The sequence below is a fragment of the Actinomyces lilanjuaniae genome (assembly GCF_003606385.1).
Taxonomy (GTDB): domain Bacteria; phylum Actinomycetota; class Actinomycetes; order Actinomycetales; family Actinomycetaceae; genus Actinomyces; species Actinomyces lilanjuaniae.
In genome coordinates this window covers 1,368,581-1,389,434 of sequence record NZ_CP032514.1, presented here as the reverse complement: position 1 = coordinate 1,389,434, position 20,854 = coordinate 1,368,581, and the positions used below count along the sequence as shown (strand labels likewise).

15 protein-coding genes, 1 tRNA gene, 1 other RNA gene and 1 pseudogene are annotated in these 20,854 nt (G+C 66.5%); 10 read left to right on the top strand and 8 right to left on the bottom strand.

Features of this window, described 5'->3' with window-relative positions:
* Positions 1-15: 15 nt before the first annotated feature.
* The 3 genes and pseudogenes from D5R93_RS06030 (at position 16) to D5R93_RS06020 (ending at position 2,811) form a co-directional block, all read left to right on the top strand.
* A complete protein-coding gene (locus tag D5R93_RS06030) occupies positions 16-933 on the top strand; it encodes a transporter substrate-binding domain-containing protein (protein ID WP_120204362.1) in 918 nt (305 codons plus the stop codon).
* 9 nt (positions 934-942) lie between these two features.
* Positions 943-1,946 (top strand): annotated as a pseudogene (locus D5R93_RS06025) (amino acid ABC transporter permease).
* Positions 1,947-2,049: 103 nt separating this feature from the next.
* Positions 2,050-2,811 (top strand): amino acid ABC transporter ATP-binding protein, encoded by a 762-nt coding sequence (locus D5R93_RS06020; RefSeq protein WP_162933989.1) that lies wholly within the window; start codon positions 2,050-2,052, stop codon positions 2,809-2,811.
* Positions 2,812-2,896: 85 nt separating this feature from the next.
* Here D5R93_RS06020 and D5R93_RS06015 read toward each other — a convergent pair whose 3' ends face one another.
* The 3 genes from D5R93_RS06015 to D5R93_RS06005 all read right to left on the bottom strand — a co-directional run bounded on the left by D5R93_RS06015 (position 2,897) and on the right by D5R93_RS06005 (position 8,739).
* Positions 2,897-3,544 (bottom strand): histidine phosphatase family protein, encoded by a 648-nt coding sequence (locus D5R93_RS06015; RefSeq protein ID WP_119835219.1) that lies wholly within the window; start codon positions 3,542-3,544, stop codon positions 2,897-2,899.
* A 65-nt stretch (positions 3,545-3,609) separates the two neighbouring features.
* Positions 3,610-7,323, bottom strand: a complete 3,714-nt coding sequence (locus D5R93_RS06010; RefSeq protein ID WP_243106984.1) for a bifunctional [glutamine synthetase] adenylyltransferase/[glutamine synthetase]-adenylyl-L-tyrosine phosphorylase — start codon at positions 7,321-7,323, stop codon at positions 3,610-3,612.
* An 84-nt stretch (positions 7,324-7,407) separates the two neighbouring features.
* Positions 7,408-8,739, bottom strand: coding sequence for a glutamine synthetase family protein (locus D5R93_RS06005; RefSeq protein ID WP_119834961.1), 1,332 nt, complete (start codon positions 8,737-8,739; stop codon positions 7,408-7,410).
* A 267-nt stretch (positions 8,740-9,006) separates the two neighbouring features.
* Here D5R93_RS06005 and panB point away from each other — a divergent pair, with 267 nt between their 5' ends.
* Positions 9,007-9,840, top strand: coding sequence for a 3-methyl-2-oxobutanoate hydroxymethyltransferase (panB, locus tag D5R93_RS06000; RefSeq protein ID WP_120204356.1), 834 nt, complete (start codon positions 9,007-9,009; stop codon positions 9,838-9,840).
* Between the two features lie 116 nt (positions 9,841-9,956).
* Here the strand turns inward: panB and D5R93_RS05995 are convergent, their stop codons facing one another.
* Complete coding sequence (locus D5R93_RS05995) at positions 9,957-10,694, bottom strand: histidine phosphatase family protein (RefSeq protein WP_119834959.1); 738 nt, start codon at positions 10,692-10,694, stop codon at positions 9,957-9,959.
* A gap of 72 nt (positions 10,695-10,766) precedes the next feature.
* On the opposite strand from D5R93_RS05995, the gene map reads away from it, so the two are divergent.
* From map to D5R93_RS05980, 3 genes are all read left to right on the top strand, one after another.
* Positions 10,767-11,663, top strand: a complete 897-nt coding sequence (gene map / locus D5R93_RS05990; RefSeq protein WP_119834958.1) for a type I methionyl aminopeptidase — start codon at positions 10,767-10,769, stop codon at positions 11,661-11,663.
* Positions 11,664-11,742: 79 nt separating this feature from the next.
* The gene (gene ppgK, locus D5R93_RS05985) at positions 11,743-12,504 is read left to right on the top strand and encodes a polyphosphate--glucose phosphotransferase (protein WP_119834957.1); all 762 of its coding nucleotides are present in this window, start codon (positions 11,743-11,745) and stop codon (positions 12,502-12,504) included.
* Positions 12,505-13,098: 594 nt separating this feature from the next.
* A complete protein-coding gene (locus D5R93_RS05980; protein ID WP_243106983.1) occupies positions 13,099-14,001 on the top strand; it encodes a hypothetical protein in 903 nt (300 codons plus the stop codon).
* A gap of 165 nt (positions 14,002-14,166) precedes the next feature.
* Here D5R93_RS05980 and rnpB read toward each other — a convergent pair.
* Positions 14,167-14,566: RNase P RNA component class A (rnpB, locus tag D5R93_RS05975), an RNA gene on the bottom strand.
* A 110-nt stretch (positions 14,567-14,676) separates the two neighbouring features.
* Between rnpB and D5R93_RS05970 the strand changes: the two genes are divergently transcribed.
* Entirely contained in the window at positions 14,677-15,495 is an 819-nt protein-coding gene (locus tag D5R93_RS05970) for a YaaA family protein (RefSeq protein ID WP_120204354.1), read from the top strand.
* 142 nt (positions 15,496-15,637) lie between these two features.
* Here the strand turns inward: D5R93_RS05970 and D5R93_RS05965 are convergent, their stop codons facing one another.
* Positions 15,638-16,372 (bottom strand): zinc ribbon domain-containing protein, encoded by a 735-nt coding sequence (locus D5R93_RS05965; RefSeq protein WP_119834954.1) that lies wholly within the window; start codon positions 16,370-16,372, stop codon positions 15,638-15,640.
* Positions 16,373-16,428: 56 nt separating this feature from the next.
* On the bottom strand, positions 16,429-17,313 hold the full coding sequence (locus D5R93_RS05960) for a Nif3-like dinuclear metal center hexameric protein (protein WP_279221410.1): 885 nt from the start codon (positions 17,311-17,313) through the stop codon (positions 16,429-16,431).
* Between the two features lie 162 nt (positions 17,314-17,475).
* On the opposite strand from D5R93_RS05960, the gene D5R93_RS05955 reads away from it, so the two are divergent.
* Positions 17,476-17,570, top strand: a tRNA-Ile gene (locus D5R93_RS05955).
* A 9-nt stretch (positions 17,571-17,579) separates the two neighbouring features.
* Here D5R93_RS05955 and D5R93_RS05950 read toward each other — a convergent pair.
* On the bottom strand, positions 17,580-18,350 hold the full coding sequence (locus D5R93_RS05950; RefSeq protein WP_243106982.1) for a serine integrase family protein: 771 nt from the start codon (positions 18,348-18,350) through the stop codon (positions 17,580-17,582).
* A gap of 2,207 nt (positions 18,351-20,557) precedes the next feature.
* Here D5R93_RS05950 and D5R93_RS13215 point away from each other — a divergent pair.
* A complete protein-coding gene (locus D5R93_RS13215; protein ID WP_162933860.1) occupies positions 20,558-20,758 on the top strand; it encodes a hypothetical protein in 201 nt (66 codons plus the stop codon).
* Positions 20,759-20,854 lie beyond the last annotated feature (96 nt).

The following is a 20,854-nucleotide window of genomic DNA, read 5'->3' as shown; positions in this document are numbered from 1 at the left end:
GAGGAAGGAGCCTGCATGACGACCCGCCGCCCGCTGCTCGTAGCGGCCGTCGCCTGCCTGGTTCTGGGTGGGTGCACCCACGCAGCCGACTGGCGGGCCGACTCCTCGGCTCCCTCCACCGGGACCTACGACGTCTCAGGGATCCAGGTGCAGCCTGAGATCGCTGCCCTGCTGCCCGAGGAGGTTCTTGCGGACGGGGTCCTTGACGTGGCCGCCTCCACCGACTACGCCCCGGCCGAGTTCCTCGACACCCAGGGCAGCCCCATCGGCTATGACGTTGATCTCTCCCGGGCGGTCGCGGCGGTGCTCGGAGTCAGCTCCCAGACCCACACGGCCGAGTTCGACTCCATCATCGCTGCTGTCGGCTCCAAGTACGACGTCGGTATCTCCTCCTTCACCATCACCTCTGCCCGCACCCTGGAGGTGGACATGCTCGCCTACATCAACGTGGGCTCACGCTTCAACGTGGCCGCAGGAAATCCGGAGGGTATTGACGTCTCCGATCACCTGAACCTGTGCGGCTACACGGTGGGAGTCCAGGTCGGCACAGCCCAGGAGACCAGCATGAACGAGCTCGCGCAGTCCTGCCGGGACGCCGGCCACCCGGCGCTGTCGGTGCGGGCATACTCCACACAGTCAGAGGCAGCCACAAGCCTGGCTAGCAACGTCATCGACGCCTTGTACTCCGACTCCACCGTCGCAGACTACGCCGTGGAGCTGACCGACGGGGCGGTCCAGACCCTGGGAGAGGTCGAGGACGCCCTGCCTCAGGGCATCGTCATCTCCAAGACTGACCCGCAGCTAGCTGCTGCCCTCCAGGCGGCCGTCCAGCACCTCATGGACGAGGGGGTCTGGGAAGAGATCCTGGCTGGCTGGGGCATTGAGGACGCGGCCCTGGACACCGCCGCTCTCAACCCTGCAGTAGAAGGCTGAGACTGAGACATGGCACAATCCGAGACCACCCCGGGCACCCAGGTGGGTGCCCAACCAGGCACGAGTGAGCGCACCAGCCCGGTCAGGCTCAACGACGTCAAGCCGGTACCGCGCCCCGGGACCTGGCTCAGTGCCGCCGTGGTCCTGGTGCTGGGAGCCATGCTGGTGCACGGCCTGGTCACCAACGACAGGTTCCACTGGGACACGGTGTGGTTCTTCTTCCGCGAGGTCCGTGTCGTGCAGGCCGTGGGCTGGACCCTGCTGCTGACGTTCCTGGCCATGGTGATCGGTATCGTCCTGGCCGTGACCACGGCGGTCATGCGTCGCTCGGACAACCCGGTCCTGCGCTGGGTGGCCCTGGCCTACCTGTGGTTCTTCCGCGGGACCCCAATCTACACCCAGCTGGTGTTCTGGGGAGCGCTGTCGGCTCTCTACCAGCACCTGAGCCTGGGCGTCCCCTTCGGTCCCGAGCTGCTGACCTTCAGGACGACCTCAGTCTTCACCCCCTTTGTGGCGGCCGTCGTCGGCCTGGGGATCAACGAGGGGGCCTACCTCTCCGAGATCGTGCGCTCGGGGCTCAACTCGGTAGACAGGGGCCAGAGCGAGGCTGCAGGTGCCCTGGGCATGTCCCAGTCCCAGATCCTGCGTCGCATCGTCCTGCCCCAGGCCATGCGCGTCATCGTGCCTCCTACCGGCAACGAGACGATCTCCATGCTCAAGACGACCTCCCTGGTCCTGGCCGTGCCCTTCACCCTGGACCTCACCTTTGTGACAAACTCCTACGCCTCCATGACCTACCAGACGATCCCGCTGCTCATCGTGGCCGCCTTGTGGTACATCATTATCACCTCGCTGCTCATGGTCGGTCAGCACTTCATCGAGCGCTACTACGGGAGGGGCTTCGACAATGGCTCCCCTCCCGGGGAGCCGGCCGACGCTCCCTGTCCGCTCGCCAGCAGGCGATCCTGGACGCCCACACCACGGCCGACCGAGTCACGGAGGTCAGCCCATGACCGCGACCGGCCCCACGCCCCCGCCCCCGCCGATCCGGGCAGCGTGCAGACGGTGCCGACGCAGGAGGCACCTGCAGCAGACAGGAAGTCAGCCGTACCGAAGGTGGAGATCACCGGTCTGCACAAGTTCTTCGGCGAGCTGCACGTACTGCGCGGTGTGAACCTGACTGTGGAGCCGGGGTCTGTCACCGTCCTCGTAGGCCCCTCAGGCTCAGGAAAGTCCACGCTGCTGCGCTGCATCAACGAGCTGGAGCAGATCGACGCCGGGCGCGTCAGGGTCGACGGTGAGCTCATGGGCATGCGTGAGGTGGTCAGGAACGGCCGGGTACGACTCCATGCCCTGCCGGACCGGGTCCGGGCCGCCCAACGGGCCAGGATCGGCATGGTCTTCCAACGCTTCAACCTATTCCCCCACATGACGGCACTGGGTAACGTCATGGAGGCACCGGTCCACGTCAGGAAGGTCCCCAAGACCCAGGCTCGGCAGCGCGGCATCGAGCTCCTGGAACGGGTGGGTCTGGCTGACCGTGTCGACCACTACCCCGCCCAGCTCTCCGGTGGCCAGCAGCAGCGGGTAGCCATCGCCCGTGCCTTGGCTATGGACCCCGAGCTGATGCTCTTCGACGAGCCGACCTCGGCCCTGGACCCCGAGCTCGTCGGTGAGGTCCTGGCCGTGATGAAGGACCTGGCGCGCTCGGGGATGACAATGGTGGTGGTGACGCACGAGATGGGCTTCGCCCGGGAGGTCGGTGACCAGCTGGTCTTCATGGACGGCGGGGTCGTGTGCGAATCCGGATCTCCGGCACAGGTGCTGGACGCGCCTCAGGCTCAGCGGACGCGGGCCTTCCTGTCCTCAGTGCTGTGATGACATGGTGTCATAAGCGATGACTGGTGTCTGTTCCAGTCGCTGCTTCGGGCCGTTGACACCTCCCTGACTGACGGGCTGCCGCTCACGCCTCCTTGGCCCGCCACTGGCCGTCGTTCCAGCTCATAAGCCGCCACCCTTGGTGCGGGCTGCCCTCAACGACGCTCATTGCCGTGTTGTCCATGGGAGTGTGAGCCACCCAGGCCGGGTCCACTCCTGCTGCCTGGCTAGCAGCCAAGGCGGTCCACAGGCGCAGGACGGTCCCGTGAGCAACCAGGAGCGCCGTCGCGGCTGGTGGTGTCTGCGCTGCGACCTCCGTGATGACGGTGTCAAAGCGGGCAAAGGTGTCCGCACCGTCCTCCGGGGACCCGGGAACACGAGCAGCAGTACGTCCCACCATCCACGAGCGAGTCGTGTCCTTGTAGCAGCGCATCGACCGCACGTCGGTGCGCATCTCCAGGTCACCTGCCAGGACTTCTCGCAGCCCGCTGCGGACCTGTGCCTCCAGGCCCGTCGCCTCCTCCACCGGAGCGACCGTCTGACGTGCCCGCAGGATAGGAGACACCCACAGCGTGGTGATCTTACCCAGCCACCCGGCTGCCTCCAGCCTCCCGGGCAGGTCAGCGGCCTGCGCCACCCCTACGTCGTCCAGCGGGTTGCCGGGGAACCCCGTGTCCAGGGCGTTCATGACGTTGCCGATCGTACGACCGTGGCGGACAAGAAGAAGATTCACGGGCCAAGTCTGCCAGGTCTGCCAGCCCTGCCAAGCCCTGACCGGATCATGAGGCGCCGACAGCTTCAGCTCCACGGGTAGGGTCCCTCACCGACGCGTCCGCCTGGCCCCGGTCTTCGCCGCCACGACGAGACAGGTCGGCCGCCCGAGGCCCTCGTCTCCTTAACCCCCGTCCCCCGCAGGCTGCCTCTCTCCGGGGTCGTCGCGTCCCGACCGAGCACGGCCCGGGCGGAGGCGCCCCCCGCGCCCCTGCGAGGCCTCCGACGGGCCACGGCCCTGCTGGTCGCAGCGGTGGTACTACCACTGGAGCCACCAAAAAGGATCCTCTCCGTCACGGCCCGGGCGTGGCGGGCACTCCGACGGTAGAGGTCCTCCAGCTCACGCTCGTGGCCGCCCTCCAAACCGATCAGCCTCCCCACCAGACGGATCTCCCGGATCGCGTCCGGCAAGACCTCGCGCCTGGGCACGCTAGTCCGCCCGGTCCCTAGCACAATCGCCGCCCGCAGCCTGCTGGCAAGGAGCCACGCGGTAGTCAGGCATGCCGCGTCCTCGGTGTCAAGCAGGTCGGCAGCCGCAGCCGCCCGCAGGGCTGCCAGTGTCGAGGTGGTACGCAGCTCCTCGACCTGGTCGGCGTGAGCCAGCTGGAGGACCTGGGCGCACCACTCCACGTCACTGAGGCCTCCTGGACCCAGCTTGAGGTGGCGAGCCGGGTCCACAGCCCGCGGTAGCCTCTCGGTCTCCATCCGCGCCTTAATGCGCCGGATCTCCCGCCGTTCCTGTCCGCTCAGACCACCCTCAGCCCAGCGCAGCCCGGCCACAAGGTCCTCAAAGGCCCGACCGAGCTCGCTGTCACCGGCGCAAGCCCGTGCTCGCAGCAGCGCCTGCCTCTCCCAGACGGCCGCCCACCGCCCGTAGTAGTCCGCGTAGGAGTCCAGGGACCGGCTCATAGGCCCCTGACGCCCCTCTGGCCGTAGACCTGTGTCAACCTCTAGTGGGTGGGGCCTGGCAGCCGCCAGCAGCCGGACGGTCCAGCGTGCGACCGCGTCCGCCTCCTGGGCCGCCTGGGCCTCGTCAGCGCCAGGACGTGACCGATGCACGAAGAGGACGTCAGCGTCTGAGGCGTACCCCACCTCCAAGCCCCCTAGCCGACCCATGGCAATGATCGCGTGCTCAGCCAGCGCCGTTGGCCACTGCAGGGAGGAGCTGGGCCCCTGTGCCACGGCGGACGCTCCCTCACGCAGCGCTATCACCAGTCCGGTGGCCACGCACAGGGCACCTGCCAGGACGGCGTCCGTGGCACCGGTGAGAATCGTGGACGTGCGCTCAGGGCTGATCGCATCCAGGCAGTCAGCCAGCGAGGCGCGCACCTCCTCCCGGGCGCGCACCCTGACCACGGCCTGGACCGCCTCCAGGGCCTGCCTCTCCAGGGCCGCCTCGTCGGGACCGGTCAGAGGACGTCGGCGCAAGACGGAAACAGTCTCCTCATACAGGGCCTCCTGCCGCCGAGGAAGCAGCTCGTCATCGTCGTCAAGCCAGGCGATGGCCTCCGGAAGCTCCGACAGGCGTTCACAGACCCAGTGGGCGCAGGACAGGACGTGGCACAGCCTGCGAGCCGCCACCGGGGAGTCGCGCAGCATCGCCAGGTACCAGTGGGAGCCGCCCACGGCCTCGGAGAGACGGCGAAACGACAGCAGCCCGAAGTCCGGGTCCGCCCCCTGCCCCATCCAGCCTATGATGACCGGCAGCAGCTGTCGCTGGATGGCAGCCCGACGGCTCACGCCCTCGGTAAGAGCCTGGATATGGCGCAGGGCGCCCTCAGCGTCGACGTAGCCGAAGGCAGCCAGGCGCTCGCGGGCGGCCTGAGGGCTCAGCGCCATCTCATCGGCGCTCAGGGACGCGGCGGCGCCCAGCAGCGGCCGGTAGTAGATCTCCTCGTGAAGGGCGCGCACCCGCCGCCTCAGTCCACGAAAGACCGTCCACAGAGACTCCGTGTCAGCCACGTGACGGTGCAGACCTCGCCCGATACGGCGCAGGTCCTCCTCACGGGAGGGAAGGTCGTGGGTACGGCGCAGGCGGTAGAGCTGGCTGCGGTGCTCCAGCAGACGCAGCGCCTTGTAGCAGTCGCTCATGGCTGCCGCGTCCTGCCGAGCGACGTAACCGCCCCGACCCAGGACCTCCAGGGCCTCCAGGGTGCCACGCACACGCAGGGAGGTGTCCGAGCGACCATGGACCAGCTGGAGGAGCTGGACGGTGAACTCCACGTCCCGCAGTCCTCCAGGACCCAGCTTGATACGCCGGTCCCGTTCTCCCTGCGGAGCGGACTCTCTCTCCACGCGTCGGCGCATAGCCCGGGCGTCCTCCACGAAGTTCTCCCTGCGCGTGGCCTCCCACACCAGGGCGGACACCGCCTCCACGTAGGCCGCCCCCAGCTGACGGTCCCCGGCGCTGGGACGAGCCTTCAGCAGAGCCTGGAACTCCCAGGAGGCCGCCCACCGCTGGTAGTAGACCAGGTGGGAGTCCAGTGTACGTACCAGCGCGCCGTCCTTTCCCTCCGGACGCAGTGCCGTGTCCAGCGGCCACAGGGGAGGCTCCGCAGCAGTGGCTGACACGACCCGCGCCAGCTCGGTGGCGACCTGGGTGCCGACCGAGACCAGTTCCTCCTCGCTCAGGGGCGCGCCAGCCTCCTCGCTCAGGGGCGCGCCAGGGCTGGGATCCCCATCGTTGCCGTCGCTGGTGACACGAGCACCACGACCGGCCTCCTGCGAGCCGGGGGCACCCACCACGTAGATAACGTCGACGTCAGAGACGTAGTTCAGTTCGCACGCACCTGTCTTCCCCATGGCGATAACCGCCAGGGCCACGCTGTCTGCCCGTGGCCCGACAGCCGCCCTTGCCACGAGCAGCCCGGCATCCAGGGCCGCGTCAGCCAGCTCAGCCATACGAGCACCCACGACTGCGACGTGGTCAACTGGCTGTTCACACGTCAGGTCGTCTGCGACGATCGTCAGCAGCCGGTCCCGGTAGGCGCACCTCAGCGCGGCAGTGGCGCGCAAAAGGGTCGCGCTGTCGGGACCCGGACACCTCGGGGACCGGGCGCCCAGCACGTCTGTCACAGCCTGGCGCAACAGCTGGCGGGTCGTGGGCTGTGCTGCTACCTGCCACGCCCTGGCTGGGGCCAGGGCCGTCAGTCGCTCAGGGTGGGAGACCAGGAAGTCACCCAGGGCCTGGGAGTGCCCAAGGACCGCGAGGAGCCGACGCCGGTGCTCCCCGAGCGCTCCCGCCTCCACGTCCCCAGGAGCCGGGTTGGCCTCGGTCCTGTCCCCGCTGTCGGCTCTGGCTCGGTCCTGCTCTCCCCCGTCCTGCTCCTCACGCCCCCCGCTAGCCTCGGCGCCTCCGGCCAGAAGCCGACGCAGCAGGCGGGCGGGCTCATGCCTGCTGTCCACGCGCCCCGACCCGTGCCCCGCGACGGCACCGGGCAACTGGCTGTAACGGGTGCAGGCCTGGGCGAGCCGGACCAGTGCCAGCAGGGCCAGATCCGGGTCGGCCGTGTCCGACATTGCCGTCAGGAGCGCCTCATGACGGGCGTCAGGCTCGGCGAGGTCGCGCGCACCCGGCGGGTACGGTCCTGGGAGAGGATGCTCAGCAGGACCCGTAGCAGGAAGGTAGTCCGCCAGGACCGGGTCTGCCAGGAGCACAGCGGCTCTGACGGGGTCGGCGAACCCTGCGCGCAGAAGACGCACACGGGCCGAGGGCGGGCGTCCGCCCACCCTTCCTGTCACGTCTGCCTCCATGGGCACCTCCGTACCTGCCCGGCCCCAGCAGGACCGCGGCTGCGCCCTTTCTCCCCACAGCCCGCCCCGAGGTCAGGAGCGCGGGAAGAACTGGCTGATCTCGAAGTCGGTCACCTGGGCGTCGTAGGCCTGGTACTCGCGACGCTTATTGCGGATGAAGTACTCGAAGCTGTCCTCGCCAAAGGTGTCAGCGACCAGGTCGGAGTGCTGCATCGCGGCCACGGCACTCTTCAGGGAGGTCGGCAGAGCGTGGATGCCCAGTGCCCTGCGCTCGACGTCGGACAGCGCCCACACGTCGTCCTCCGCCTCCGGCGGCAGCTCGTAACCCTCCTCAATCCCCTTGAGCCCGGCAGCCAGGATGACAGCGTAGGCCAGGTACGGGTTGGCAGAGGAGTCGATACCCCGGTACTCCACCCGTACTGACTGTGCCTTGCCCGGCTTGTGCATGGGCACGCGCACCAGCGCGGACCTGTTGTTGTGCCCCCAGCACACGTAGCTGGGAGCCTCGTCCCCGCCCCACAGGCGCTTGTAGGAGTTGACGTGCTGGTTGGTCACCGCTGTGATCTCTGCGGCGTGGTGGAGCAGGCCCGCGATAAAGGAACGCCCGGTGGCGGAGAGCTGGTACTGGCCAGCCGGGTCGAAGAAGGCATTGTGCTCTCCCTCGAACAGGGAGAAGTGGGTGTGCATGCCGGAGCCGAACTCTTTAGGGAACGGCTTGGGCATAAAGGTGGCCACCGACCCTTCCTGGAGGGCAACCTCCTCCACAACTGCCCTGAAGGTCATGATGTTGTCCGCCATGGACAAGGCGTCGGCAAAGCGCAGGTCGATCTCGTTCTGCCCCGGACCTCCCTCGTGGTGGGAGAATTCCACTGAGATCCCCATCTGCTCCAGCATGAGGATGGCACGGCGCCGGAAGTCGTGGGCGGTGCCTCCGGGCACGTGGTCAAAATAGCCGGCCTCGTCGGTGGGACGGATTCTCCCCTCAGAGTCCCGGTTGACCAGGTAGAACTCGATCTCGGGGTGGATGTAGCAGGTGAATCCCGCCTCTGCCACCCGGGCGACCTGCCGCTCCAGCACCGCCCGAGGATCGGTGCGGGCAGGCTCCCCATCGGGGGTCAGTACGTCACAGAACATCCGGGCCACACCGTTGGCCCCGTCCCTCCACGGCAGCATCTGGAATGTCGAGGGGTCGGGGGCCAGCAGCATGTCGGACTCGAAGACACGGGTGAGCCCCTCGATCGCCGAGCCGTCGAAGCCGATCCCCTCCTCAAAAGCCCCCTCGACCTCCGCCGGGGCAATGGCCACCGACTTGAGCCGACCGGAGACGTCAGTGAACCACAACCTCACAAAACGGATGTCCCGCTCCTCGATCGCTCGCAGAACGTACTCCTGCTGCTTGTCCATGGTGCCTCCTCAGCCGTGCCCTGGTACCGCCAACGTTAGCGGATGCCGGCAGCAGTGCTGCGGTGTACCGGGACACTGGCGCCTGCGCCTGGCTGCGCTCCCTGCCGGGACCGTGTCGTCTCCCGGCAGCCGACCGGTGAGGCGAGGCAGCCGGACACGGGAGGAACCGGGCAGCACTGCCGCGTGACCGAGGTCGCACCACCCGTGATCGACCTCGTGGCCGGGAACGGCGTCGCGGGCTGCGGCCACAGGTAATAACCTTGTCGCATGGTGTCTTCAGCCTCCTCCGGCCCGGGTGGTGCCCGGGGCCGCGTCCGTGTTCACCACCTGGCCCAGGCCAAGGAGCGTGGCGACAAGATTGTCATGCTCACCGCCTATGACGCCGTGACCGCCAGGATCCTTGACGCGGCCGGCACCGACGTGCTCCTGGTGGGGGACTCCGTGGGTAACGTGGCCCTGGGGTACGACTCCACCATCCCGGTGACTCTGGACGAGATGGTGGTCGCGACTCGCGCGGTCGCCAGCGCGGCCTCACGCGCCCTGGTGGTGGCCGACCTGCCGTTCGGCACCTACGAGGCCGGGCCCCAGCAGGCTCTGGCCAGTGCCGTGCGCCTGGTGAAGGCGGGTGCCCAGGCGGTTAAGCTGGAGGGGGGCGTCTCCCGGGTGTCCTCCGTGCGTGCACTGACCGAGGCGGGTATCCCGGTGGTGGGGCACCTGGGCTTCACACCGCAGTCGGTCAACGCCCTGGGCGGCTACCGGGTCCAGGGGCGCGGCCAGGAGGCAGCCGACCGCCTAGTGGCCGATGCCCGGGCTCTGGCTGAGGCTGGCGCGGTGGCACTCGTCCTGGAGATGGTGCCCGCGCCGGTGGCGGACAGGCTGACTCGCAGTGTCACGGCTCCCACCATCGGGATCGGCGCAGGTCCCGGAACAGACGGCCAGGTCCTGGTGTGGACGGACATGGCGGGCGTGAGCGAGTGGTCCCCCCGCTTCGCCAGGCAGTTCGGCCACGTCGGCGATGCACTCAAGGAGGCTGCGCAGGACTACGGCAGGGCGGTGCGCGAGATCTCGTTCCCCGCGCCGGAGCATACCTTCGACGCCTGACGGCGTGCCTACGGCCTTTCCTGCGCCCCCTCCTCGGTGGTGCTCTGGCTTCTCGTCATCCCTGCGCCTCATCCCTGCGCCGCGACGGACCTGCCGCTCCTGTCGGCAGTCGGCGGCTACAGCCCCTCCGGCCTGGACAGGTCCAGCGGAGCAGGAACCACGGCGTCCAGGAACTCGCTCATGTCACCTACCTGGAAGGTCACACCCTGGCGGCCGGGGTCCTCCCCCCAGGCGAGCAGCTCAGGAGCACCGTCGGGAGCGCCAGGATCGACTTTGACCGTGGTCACCGAGCAGTTGGCCAAGGGCCTGGCAACGAGGGCCTGGACCGCCTGGGTCCCCAGCCACCGCAGGGCCAGGATCGTGATGGTCATGCCGTGGGAGACCACTAGGACCTCCGGATCCGCCCCCGCCACTGCCGCCTGTGCCTGCAAGTCGGACAGGATGCGCGCCAGCGCGCCGTCCATGTCCGCAAGGTAGTCACGGGCATGGATGCCGCCCGGTGCCCCGGGGTGGGTTCCGGCCAGGACACCGGGCAGGTGCCGGTCTACCGGGAGAGCGGCGTGCATCTGGGCGTCCGGTCCCCCGTCGTAGTGGCCGTAGTTGTACTCCCGCAGGCCGCTGAGCCGGGTTGCGACGAGCCCGGGGTGGGCCTGCAGAAGAATCTCCGAGGTCTCCATCGCCCTGCCCTGGGGGCTGGTGTAGGCCGCTGTCAGCGATGTCCCAGCCAGGTAGTCACGGCACATAACGGCGCCTGCGCGCCCCTGCCTGGTCAGGGGCGAGTCGCACGCGCCCTGAGTACGACGCTGCTCGTTGAGGACGGTACGGCCATGACGGACCAGGTGAATCTTCGCCACCGGCGCATCCTAGGCCCAAGTCGTCGGGCCTGCACGGGTCCAGGATCCCGGCCTGATACCTATGCTGGGCACATGATGGCACCTACGACCTCCCACCTGGCTGACCGGGCACCACGCGGCACCCTCGTGCCCGGGACCCTCGGCCCGCAGCGTCCCGTCCCTGACACGATCCCGCGACCCGAGTACCTGTTCCACGACGGACCCGAGCAGGTGACCGCCGCCGAGGTCAAGGACGCCGAGACCGTGGAGCGCATCCGTGCTGCCGGCCGCCTTGCTGCCCAGGCACTGGCTACCGCCGCCGACGCGATCGCCCCCGGCGTCACCACCGACGAGCTGGACCGGATCGCCCACGAGTTCCTCTGTGACCACGGCGCCTACCCCTCCTGCCTGGGCTACATGGGCTTCCCCAAGTCCATCTGCACCTCGGTCAACGAGGTGATCTGCCACGGCATCCCCGACTCCACGGTCCTGTCCGAAGGCGACATCATCAACCTGGACGTCACGGCCTACTACGACGGGGTCCACGGGGACACCAACGCCACCTACCCGGTGGGCGAGGTCGACGAGGAGTCCGCACTGCTCATCGAGCGCACGCGAGCCGCCATGGACAGGGGGATCAAGGCCGCCCGCCCGGGGCGCGAGGTCAATGTCATCGGCAGGGTCATCGAGTCCTACGCCCGCCGCTTCGACTACGGCGTGGTGCGCGACTACACCGGACACGGCGTGGGCGAGGCGTTCCACTCCGGTCTCATCATCCCCCACTACGACGCCGCTCCCCTCTACGACGACGTCATTGAGGTCGGCATGGTCTTCACCGTCGAGCCGATGCTCACCCTGGGAGACATCGAGTGGAGACAGTGGGAGGATGGGTGGACGGTGGTCACTGCCGACCGCTCGCGCACCGCCCAGTTCGAGCACACCGTAGTGATCACGGACACCGGCGCGGAGGTTCTCACCCTCCCGGCCTGATGCCAGCCTGGCACCAGGCCGGGCAGCCGAGGTGCCGGGTTCCGCGCGGACACCGGAATCGAAAGGACCTTATCCAGATATGAGCACAGATATCGCTATCGGCGTCGATGTCGGCGGATCCGGTATCAAGGCCGCTCCCGTGGACCTGGGCACCGGTGAGTTCACCGCTGAGCGTCTGCGTGTGGCCACGCCCCAGCCTGCCACCCCGGATGCGGTGGCCGACGTGGTCTCCCGCCTCGTCACCAGCTTTGACCTACCCGCAGAAGTGCCCGTGGGGGTCGCGGTACCGGCTCCGGTCAAGCGCGGGGTCGTCGCCTTCATGGCCAACCTCGACCCCTCCTGGGCTGGGACCGACGCCAGGGCGCTGATGGCCCAGGTCCTGGGCCGCCAGGCCACAGTCGTCAACGACGCCGACGCTGCCGGCTACGCGGAGGCTCTTTACGGAGCGGCCAGGGAGGTGCAGGGCCTGGCCATCGTCACGACCCTGGGTACCGGAATTGGTTCTGCCCTGGTCATGAACGGCGTGCTCGTCCCCGGCACGGAGCTGGGACACCTGGAGATCGACGGCTACGACGCGGAGAAACGTGCCTCTTCCGCAGTCAGAGAGAGAAAGGACATGTCCTGGAGGAAGTGGGCCAGACGCCTGCAGCGGTACTACTCCCACCTAGAGATGCTCTTCAGCCCCGATGTGTTCGTCGTCGGCGGCGGAGTGTCTCGCAAGCACGAGAAGTTCCTTCCGCTCCTGGATCTCACGACGCCGATCGTGCCGGCCAGCCTGCTCAACCGTGCCGGCATCGTGGGCGCGGCCGCCCTGGCGGCATCGACACGGTCCTCGGTCTAGCCTCGGTCTGACCCCACTCTGACGCTCTTGTGACTGGTGGCGCGGCAGTTCGTCCTGCCGCAGCCGCCTTGGGCTGGCTCAGTCCTGTATCGTTATCGCCCGTCGCCACGAGTGTGGCTGATCGGCTGCATAACATATGCCGCTGGTCCTACTCCAGAAACGGCGTGACTGTATTTTTCGTTAGCATCCTCATCTGAATGGGATGCACAGAATCGGTCTCGTCAGCTGCAGGGCGCATTCTCGCCTCGCACATGAGCCACTGACGTGTAGATTGGCTCTTGTGCGGCGTCCCGCGCTGCCCCTACCCCGTCATTTCTTTTCCCGGAGGTTCACATGGCACTGCGTTTCAACCCACCGCCGAACTGGCCAAGGCCGCCGGAAGGCTTCGAGCCGCCCCCAGGGTGGCAGCCTGATCCTGCCTGGGGACCGGCACCAGAGGGCTGGCAGCTCTGGGTTGACGACTCAGCGCCCACCACTGGTCTCTCCGACGCCGGTTCAGCCGCCGTCCCGGGAACCGACCCGGCCTGGGCGCCGACGGGCAGTGCCTCGAGCGCCCCCACCGGGCCTGCTGCCGCGTCGGCCGAGACCGCCTCAATGCCAGCTCACGTGGCTGACCCCACAGGCTCGTCCGCCTCTGCGCCTTCAGGAGACTACGCGCCCTCCTCCGCTCCGGCTGGCTACGACCCCGGCGCGGACTACTCCCAGGCACCGACACCCTTCCACAACCAGGCCCCAGGAGTTCCTCCCGGCGGGCCACAGGGGCAGACCGGAGGCTGGCAGCCGGTCGACGTCGCAGGCGGACTGAGCCCAGCCCCCGCCTCAAAACCTGTCACCCGGCAGTGGTGGTTCTGGACCATTATCGCTGCCGTCCTGGTCGTGGCCCTGGTTGTGACCCTCCTGCTGGTCAACCGGAGCAGCAGTAACCAGGCTGGCGGCGCCACCACACAGAGCTCCAGCGACACCGGCAGCAGCAGTGACGACGACGCTGACAGTAGTGACAACAACTCGGGTGGCGGGTCAGGCGGGGAGGGAACCTCGGCAGACACCGCTATCGACCCCACCCAGCAGGACGTGGTCCTGCCCTCCACGCGCGAGGAGGACAAGGACAAGGGCATCCAGATCACCGTCCACTTCGACGCGGTCACGTGGGACGCTAATGACACGCTGAAGGCAGACAACGAGTACATCTACGAGGAGCCGCCCGAGGGTCAGGTCTACATCACCGTCCCGATCACCGTGAGCTACGAAGGTGAGGGCCAGTTCGACAAGTACGACCTGGACATCACCTACGAGGACGGTGGGAACACCTCAGAGCCCGAGATATTCATTGACGACAAGTCCTTCTACTCCCAGTCCATGCCTCGCAACGGCGGGTCGGCAACCGGCTACTACGCCTTCCTGATCAGCGAGGACTCGGTGAACTCGGGCAACTTCGTCATCTCCGCCTTTGACACCTACTCCAGTGACAGAGAGGAGTGGTTCGTGCAGGCCAAGTAGGCCCGCACCTGCCCCGGGCCTGGCCAGGACCTGGCTAGCCAAGCTGAGCAGCAGGTGCGTCAGGCTCCCACAGACCGCGGCACGCGGCCCCTTCCCGGGGCCGCGTGCCGCGTCTGTCAGGGGAAGAAAGGTGTCAAGGGCAGAAAGGTGACTGTGACAGGGGCGCGGACAAGCTGGCCTGTACGCCGGGTTCTGTTACCACCCACCGTTACCGGACTGGGTGGCGGCGACCATTCATCTTGGACCGCCGTTGCCGACGGCCTCACGCGACCTACCCGCTGACTCAGGCGAGCAGCCCTCAGACGTCAGCTGTGCGGTCTTGCTCCAGGCGGGGTTTACCTAGCCGCAGCGGTCACCCGCCACGCTGGTGGGCTCTTACCCCACCCTTTCACCCTTACCGCCCGGTACACGGACGGCGGTCTTCTTTCTGTGGCACTGTCCCGCGGGTCACCCCGGGTGGCCGTTAGCCACCGCCCTGCTCTGTGGAGCCCGGACGTTCCTCAGCCTGTCTGGTGCTCCAGGAGCCTGGGCCACCAGACAATACCGCGGCCGCCCGGCCAGCTTGTCCGCAGGCAGCAGCATACCGTACTGACCACCTTACCGGCCTCTAGCAGCCCTCCTGGCGCCTGGTGCTGCTTGCAGCTACCTGAGGCTGCCGTGTCCTAGGATGCGCTCGTGCTCATCCTCCTTCCTCCCTCTGAAGGGAAGACCGCGCCCCGAGAGGGACCAGCCCTGAGGCTGTCTACTCTGCTGGAGGCGCAGGAACTCACTGGCTCCCGAGTACAGGTCATGGACACGCTCGCGCGAGCCAGCGCCCGCAAGGACGCTGCTGCCGTCCTCGGCCTGGGGCCCCGAACCCTCGGGGAGGTACAGACGAACTTGCGTCTTGAGACAGCCGCCTGCGCTCCGGCCTACGACCTGTTCACCGGAGTCCTCTACGAGGCCGCAGACCTGCGGGGACTCGGGAGCCAGGAGGGTACCCACGCGGTCATGGACAGGCACCTCATCATCATCTCCGGCCTGTGGGGAATCCTGCGACCCACAGACCGGATTCCTGACCACCGGCTCCCCATAGGCTCGGCGCTTCCCGGGCTGGGCCGAATGGCAGCCTACTGGCGGCCGCGGCTACAACCTGTCCTGGAGACCACTGCCGCTGGCAGGGTCGTCGTGGACTGCCGCTCCACGGCCTACGCCTCGGTCTGGCAGCCTGCCAGGTCCCTCCTGGCCTCGGCACACAGCCACCTGGTCCGGGTGGCTGTCGTACGGACCGGACCGGGTGGTGCCCGCCAGGTGTTCTCCCACGGCGCCAAACGAGCACGTGGGCAGCTTGTGGGGACGCTGCTGCGCGCTCTGTCCTTAGGCGCCCTGAACCCGCAGAGCAGTACCAGCGCGGTCGCTGAGGCCGCTGCCAGCATGGACGTAGTCCGCGACGTGGAGCTGAGCGAGCCGGACAGGCAGGGCCGACAGTCGCTGACTCTCGTCACGCGGCACTGACACAGTGCTGACCACAACTGATCCACGACTGATCAGGACTAACCACGGTGAGTGGCCAGCACATAGCGTGCCACGGCCAGCCGGTACCCACAGGGAGCACGGCTCCTCACTATCAGTACCTCACCGTGTGCCTCTGCGCATCTCAGATGTCCATACGCACCACGATGACGTCGTTCTCCTCCGCGCGCAGGACGGCGTCCTCGGGGGCCGAGGCGAAGCGTGCATACTCTTGAGGGCTGATCTCCAGCGACCCACCCTCGATGCGCCCCGCGCGAAGGGCTACTGCACCCAGGCCACCTGTACGAGACCGCACCTCCTCGTACTCAGCCAGCAGCTCCGCGTCAATACCTCCCACCACGTCACTGCGCTGGTCTTCCACGGCAGCGCGCTCCTGGTCCAGCTGCGCGAGTCGCTCGTCCCGCTCCGCGGTCAGCTGGCGCCCCGCAGCCCGGATGTCCTGCTCCTCCTGGGCCAGGCGGTCCGCCTGCGCCTGGGCCGACTCCAGCGCCTCCAGAGTACTGACCTGTCTGTCCTCCAGCACCTGCTGGCGCTGTCCCAGGTGGTCAATCTCGTGCTGGATGGCGCTGAGGTCACGCGCCCCGGTCTCACCGGAGTGAAGACGCTCCCGCAGGGCCTGCGCACGCCGCACCACCTGGGCCACCTCCTCCTCACTGCGCTCGGCCTCCTGCCTGGCCTCCGCCAGCGCCGCTTGCGCCAGAAGGGCCTCGCGCCTGTTCGTCTTCAGACGCTCCACAGTGGCCTCGATACGTTGAAGAACCGGCAGCCGGGAGCGTTCGTGACGCAGCCGGGCGAGCCTGGAGTCCAGAGACTGCAGGTCGATCAGCATCCGCTGCTGGGTGATGGGTGCACTCCTCACGGCGGGGTATCCTTCGTCAGGGTCGGCGGCAGGTGCCTCGGTATTGTCTCACGGCCTCATGGGCGCCAGCACCCAGTTGGAACACGCAGTGCCCATGGATCTGTGACGACAGCCGACACCTCTGTCTCAAGCCGCCATCCCCGTGCCGCAGCCCTCTGCGCGAGGCCGCGGGCCAGTGGAGGCAGTCCCACCCACTCAGTGGCCCAGTGGGTCCCGCACAGGAGGTAAGGGCGTCCCGCCTCCAGGTGCTCCGAGGCGGGATGGTGGCGCAGGTCAGCAGTGACAAAGACGTCAGCACCAGCGCGACGAGCCGCGTCCAGGAGTGAGTCCCCTGAGCCACCACTGACTGCCACGGTCTCGACCTCCTCCTCCAGGCACCCACCGACCAGCAGCCCCGGAGCCGAGTCTGGCAGCACTGCAGCGACGCGCTCAGCCAGGTCTCTCAGGGACACGGGCCTCTCCAACTGTCCGACGCGCCCGATCCCCACCTGCGGATCCTGTGCGCTGGGCTCCAGCGGCACCATGTCGCGCAGTCCTACCTGATCAGCCAGGGCGTCCGCCACTCCCCCGTGCGCGGCGTCCAGGCAGGTGTGGGCGTTGAGCAGGGCGATACCACGACGGATGAGAGTGTGGACGACATGACCCTTGGCGTCGTCGGCACGTACGGAGTCTGTCCCACGCAGGTAGAGGGGGTGGTGGGTGATAATCATGTCCGCCCCCCGGCTCACTGCGTCTTCGACAACGTCCTGCACGGGGTCCACCGCCAGCAGGACGTGGCCGACGGACCAGGATGGGTCGCCGCAGATAAGGCCGTTGGAGTCCCACGGGGCAGCGAGCTCACGGGGCGCCAGCTCGTCCACCATGGCGACGATGTCAGCAACTGTCGGGGAGCCCGAGGAGTGTGGTGGTCGGGCCCCTGGCCCGTGCGGTGCACTGCTCACGGGTCCAGCCTACGGCTACCTGCCGCTGGGGCAGGCACAGTCCCCCCGCAGTGCCACATAGCAGTACCGGTGCTGCCAGCACCCAGGTGCCTGGGTAGGATAGGGTTGTGCCGGTGCCACCTACGGCGCCCCGGCCTACGCGCCAGCACCAGGCTGGTTGACGCCCCCATAGCTCAGCGGTTAGAGCAGCGAGCTTATACCTCGTTTCGTGCCTGATAAGCACAAGGTCCTGGGTTCGAATCCCAGTGGGGGTACCACGACCGCCTTCAGTCGAAGGGCGGCTGCAGGCTGGCGTTGCTGCTTACGTAGGCCAGGAGGCGCGACAGGCTGTCGGCAGATTCCGCCCCGTCAGCCTGATCGGCCAGTTGGTCGCCAGCCGCACCATCGGCAGGGTCAGGATTTATGTTCGCGTTGTCCACGCCGCCGTCTCCTTCGTCGCTCGGTCTGTCATCCGGCAGAACAACCCGCCCCTCCTCATCAACCAGCGGGTTGACCAGGACTGTGTCGAAGAAGACTTGGTTAAGTAGCTTCCTCAGATGGCCGGGTGCATCGCTGTAGAGGCGGTGGCAGTCCTCGAGCAGGTCAAGGGCCTGATGAAGCGCTGCCGCAGCGCGTGTTCTGCACCAGCAGGCGGGCGCCACACTGACCGCAGTACACCGTTGTTTTGAAGTGGTGGGTGTGCTGGCGCTCGCGCTCACCATAGCGACGCGAGGCCAGGACGGTCTGGACGTTCTGCCAGGTCTCGACGTCGACCAGGGTTCATGCTGCCCGGGGTACTCGACGCCCTGGAGGGTAACGATGCCCTTGTAGTAGGGGAGGCGCAGCATACGATGCAACTGGGCGCGCTCCTCATTGAGGTCGACGATGCGGATCTCTCTGCCGTGCTCGTCTCTGGCGCGCACGTTGATGTACCCCAGCGGTGCCTTACCCAAGGTCCCGTCATTCCTGGCTTTTTCGCCCATTCCCCTGATGATCTCATTAGCGAGACTGCGGCTGTAGTACTCAGCGATGGAGCTCATGATGCCGTGCAGCAGCATGCCGCCAGGCGTCCGCCGCGCTGGGCATGCTCGCGGGCGGACACGCGGATGCAGGAGACGGCTCGCTTGGGGGTGACCTGGGCGCCATGGCGGTGAAGGGACCGGGAGCAACAGTTCCTGCGGCTACCGCACCTCCTACTGCGCTACCGTCCATCGCACCAGTTTGCGTCGTTTCTGGTTCCATACCCTCATCCTCCTTTCGCTTCCGCTTTTGTCTGGGCATACCAGCCACCATGGCTGGCGTCTCTTTCCATGAACGCTCAGAATGCACAGGAAGTCCAGTGCGAAGTATGGCGAGATGGAGCCGACCAGGGATCGGGAGGAGACAGAGGGGATGCGAAGTTCACCAGCCAGGTGGCTCAGCGCTGACGGCCCATCCGATTCCACCACCGGTCCAGCAGAGGCGAAGCAACTGGACGACAGCGGTCACCCCTGACGGCGTGGACAGCAGATGGGGGTAGCCCACCAGGGGCTGTCAGTCGCAGCCAGAGATCGTGACCAAACCGCCAAACAGCACGGGAAAGTGGGACTACTTGAGTGTGGCGATTCGTCTAGCGAAACTTCTGGTGAAAGTCGATTCGGCCTAATGACTCGCTCACCATCCGCGCCTTCCGCGCTAGCTCATTGCAGGCCACCATTCAGGTGCGCATCATCGGGGAGGTGCCAACCAGCATCTGGCAGTTCACCTGCGCCAGCCCCTTTGCACACCCACAGAGCGCCAACCAGCACAACCGCACTGTCCTGGATGCCCAGCATAGAGCGACTCTCACCCAGCGCGACGTGCATGGTGGGCTGTTTGGCGAGTTTGGATGGGAATGGTAACGAAGGTGAGGAGTAGCGGCGTCTCGCCAATGCGCTGGGCAGCCCCAGAGCCACACAGAGGGACAAGGACGTAGCCGGGGCGCCGACGCAGCGGTCACAAACTAGACGAATTAACACTGCCAGCCTGCCTGGCGATAGCACAAACGTCAGGTGGCAGGATACCGCCACACCCGCGCATTAGAACTGACAACTGCTGCAAATTTTGGCGATAGCCACAAAAATACATAGCCTGAGGTCGATTTTTCGGTATTTTTTGGGCCTTGAGGCGCCAGTCCGCCCACTTCCCACAACAACGTCCCGCCATCGCTGTCCTGACGAACAAGCCCCCTATGGGAACCCACAGTGAGGAGTGATATACGTTCCAAACGTCCAGAACGATATGCGGGCCAGCGCGTACCCAGCGCGACGACGGAGACAGACATGCGCTACCAGGCAGACACTGACGCACTCAGGCTGCGGCGGCACCAGCAGCTGGCGCCGCCCGGCAACCTGCCCGTGCCTGCCTACCGCCGATGGCACCAGCCTGCCGCACACCATTTTTGTCCCCCATGTGGTGCAGCCATGGATCGATATTACGAGGCAGTTGCTTTTCGAATACGTCCGCGAATTTGCTCTTCACTCTGAGGTTTTCTCAACCAGACGCCCGATGGTGGGCGCACCAGTTTTGACGTACCCAAGAATTCAGGAAAAGAGCATGAAAAGTAGGACTCTTGTAGCAAGCGGCCTTTTGAGCATCGCACTGCTGTCTTCAACTATCAGTGGTATTCCGCAGGATGCGGCGACGGAAGATGCCCCCATTGCCTGCTGCGTCAGCAGCAACTTGCGCTGCAAGTGATCAGGCAGCCTCGGCGGAAGGCTCGCTCAACGAAACCGCCCGGACTTCAACCCCCGCTCCATGGGACAGTTTGGCTATCAGTGCGGTCTCGACTTTGTCGGAGCCGCACATGACGAATAGCGCCCTTTCAATACATACGAAGCGGGACTGCGACCGGGCATACGAGCGAGACAGTAGAAGGTGCAGGAGGGCTCCGGGTGGAGCACGAGGGCGTGCCATCTGCTGGGCCGCCATTGCCGCCAAGTACGCTACTTGTTTGGCGGGTGCTAATGGGTAGCACAAGGAGTCGGAGTCGCTCCGTGCTGCAGAGGCGTCTACGGACGCCTCTGCAGCACGGGTTCTGAGCGGAAGTTCCAAAGTGGATGTCGAGAGTATTTAGTTGCTGCGGAACTGAACTATATACCCGAAGTATATTGTGTCACCGCAATCTCGACAACGACCTTGACAGATTTCTAATGACAGGTTAATATAGTGGCACCTTAAGGAGCCAGAGTTTGCAGAGTGGAAGACTATGTTCATAAGGCGATATTCGCCCAAGAATGGGCAGGATGTGAAATTTTCCTTGTCTTTACCGTCGCCAGTATCGGAGGATAATGACTCCGAATGGCAGATTGAAATGCGCTCGACAGGATTAAGGCCGCCGTTTAAACAGACCATGTACGGTGTTGACGCCATCCAAGCGTTTGAGGTGGCGCTCATGGTCTTGCGAACAGTTGAAGAAAAAGAAGGCCTTGAGCTCCCTGAAAACTAGCAGAGAGTCTTTAATAAGAGCGTGTTATTCCATGGGTTAGTCACGCATACGAGAAAGCACTGAGATCCATAGTCGACATCGCATTCTCGGTAACAC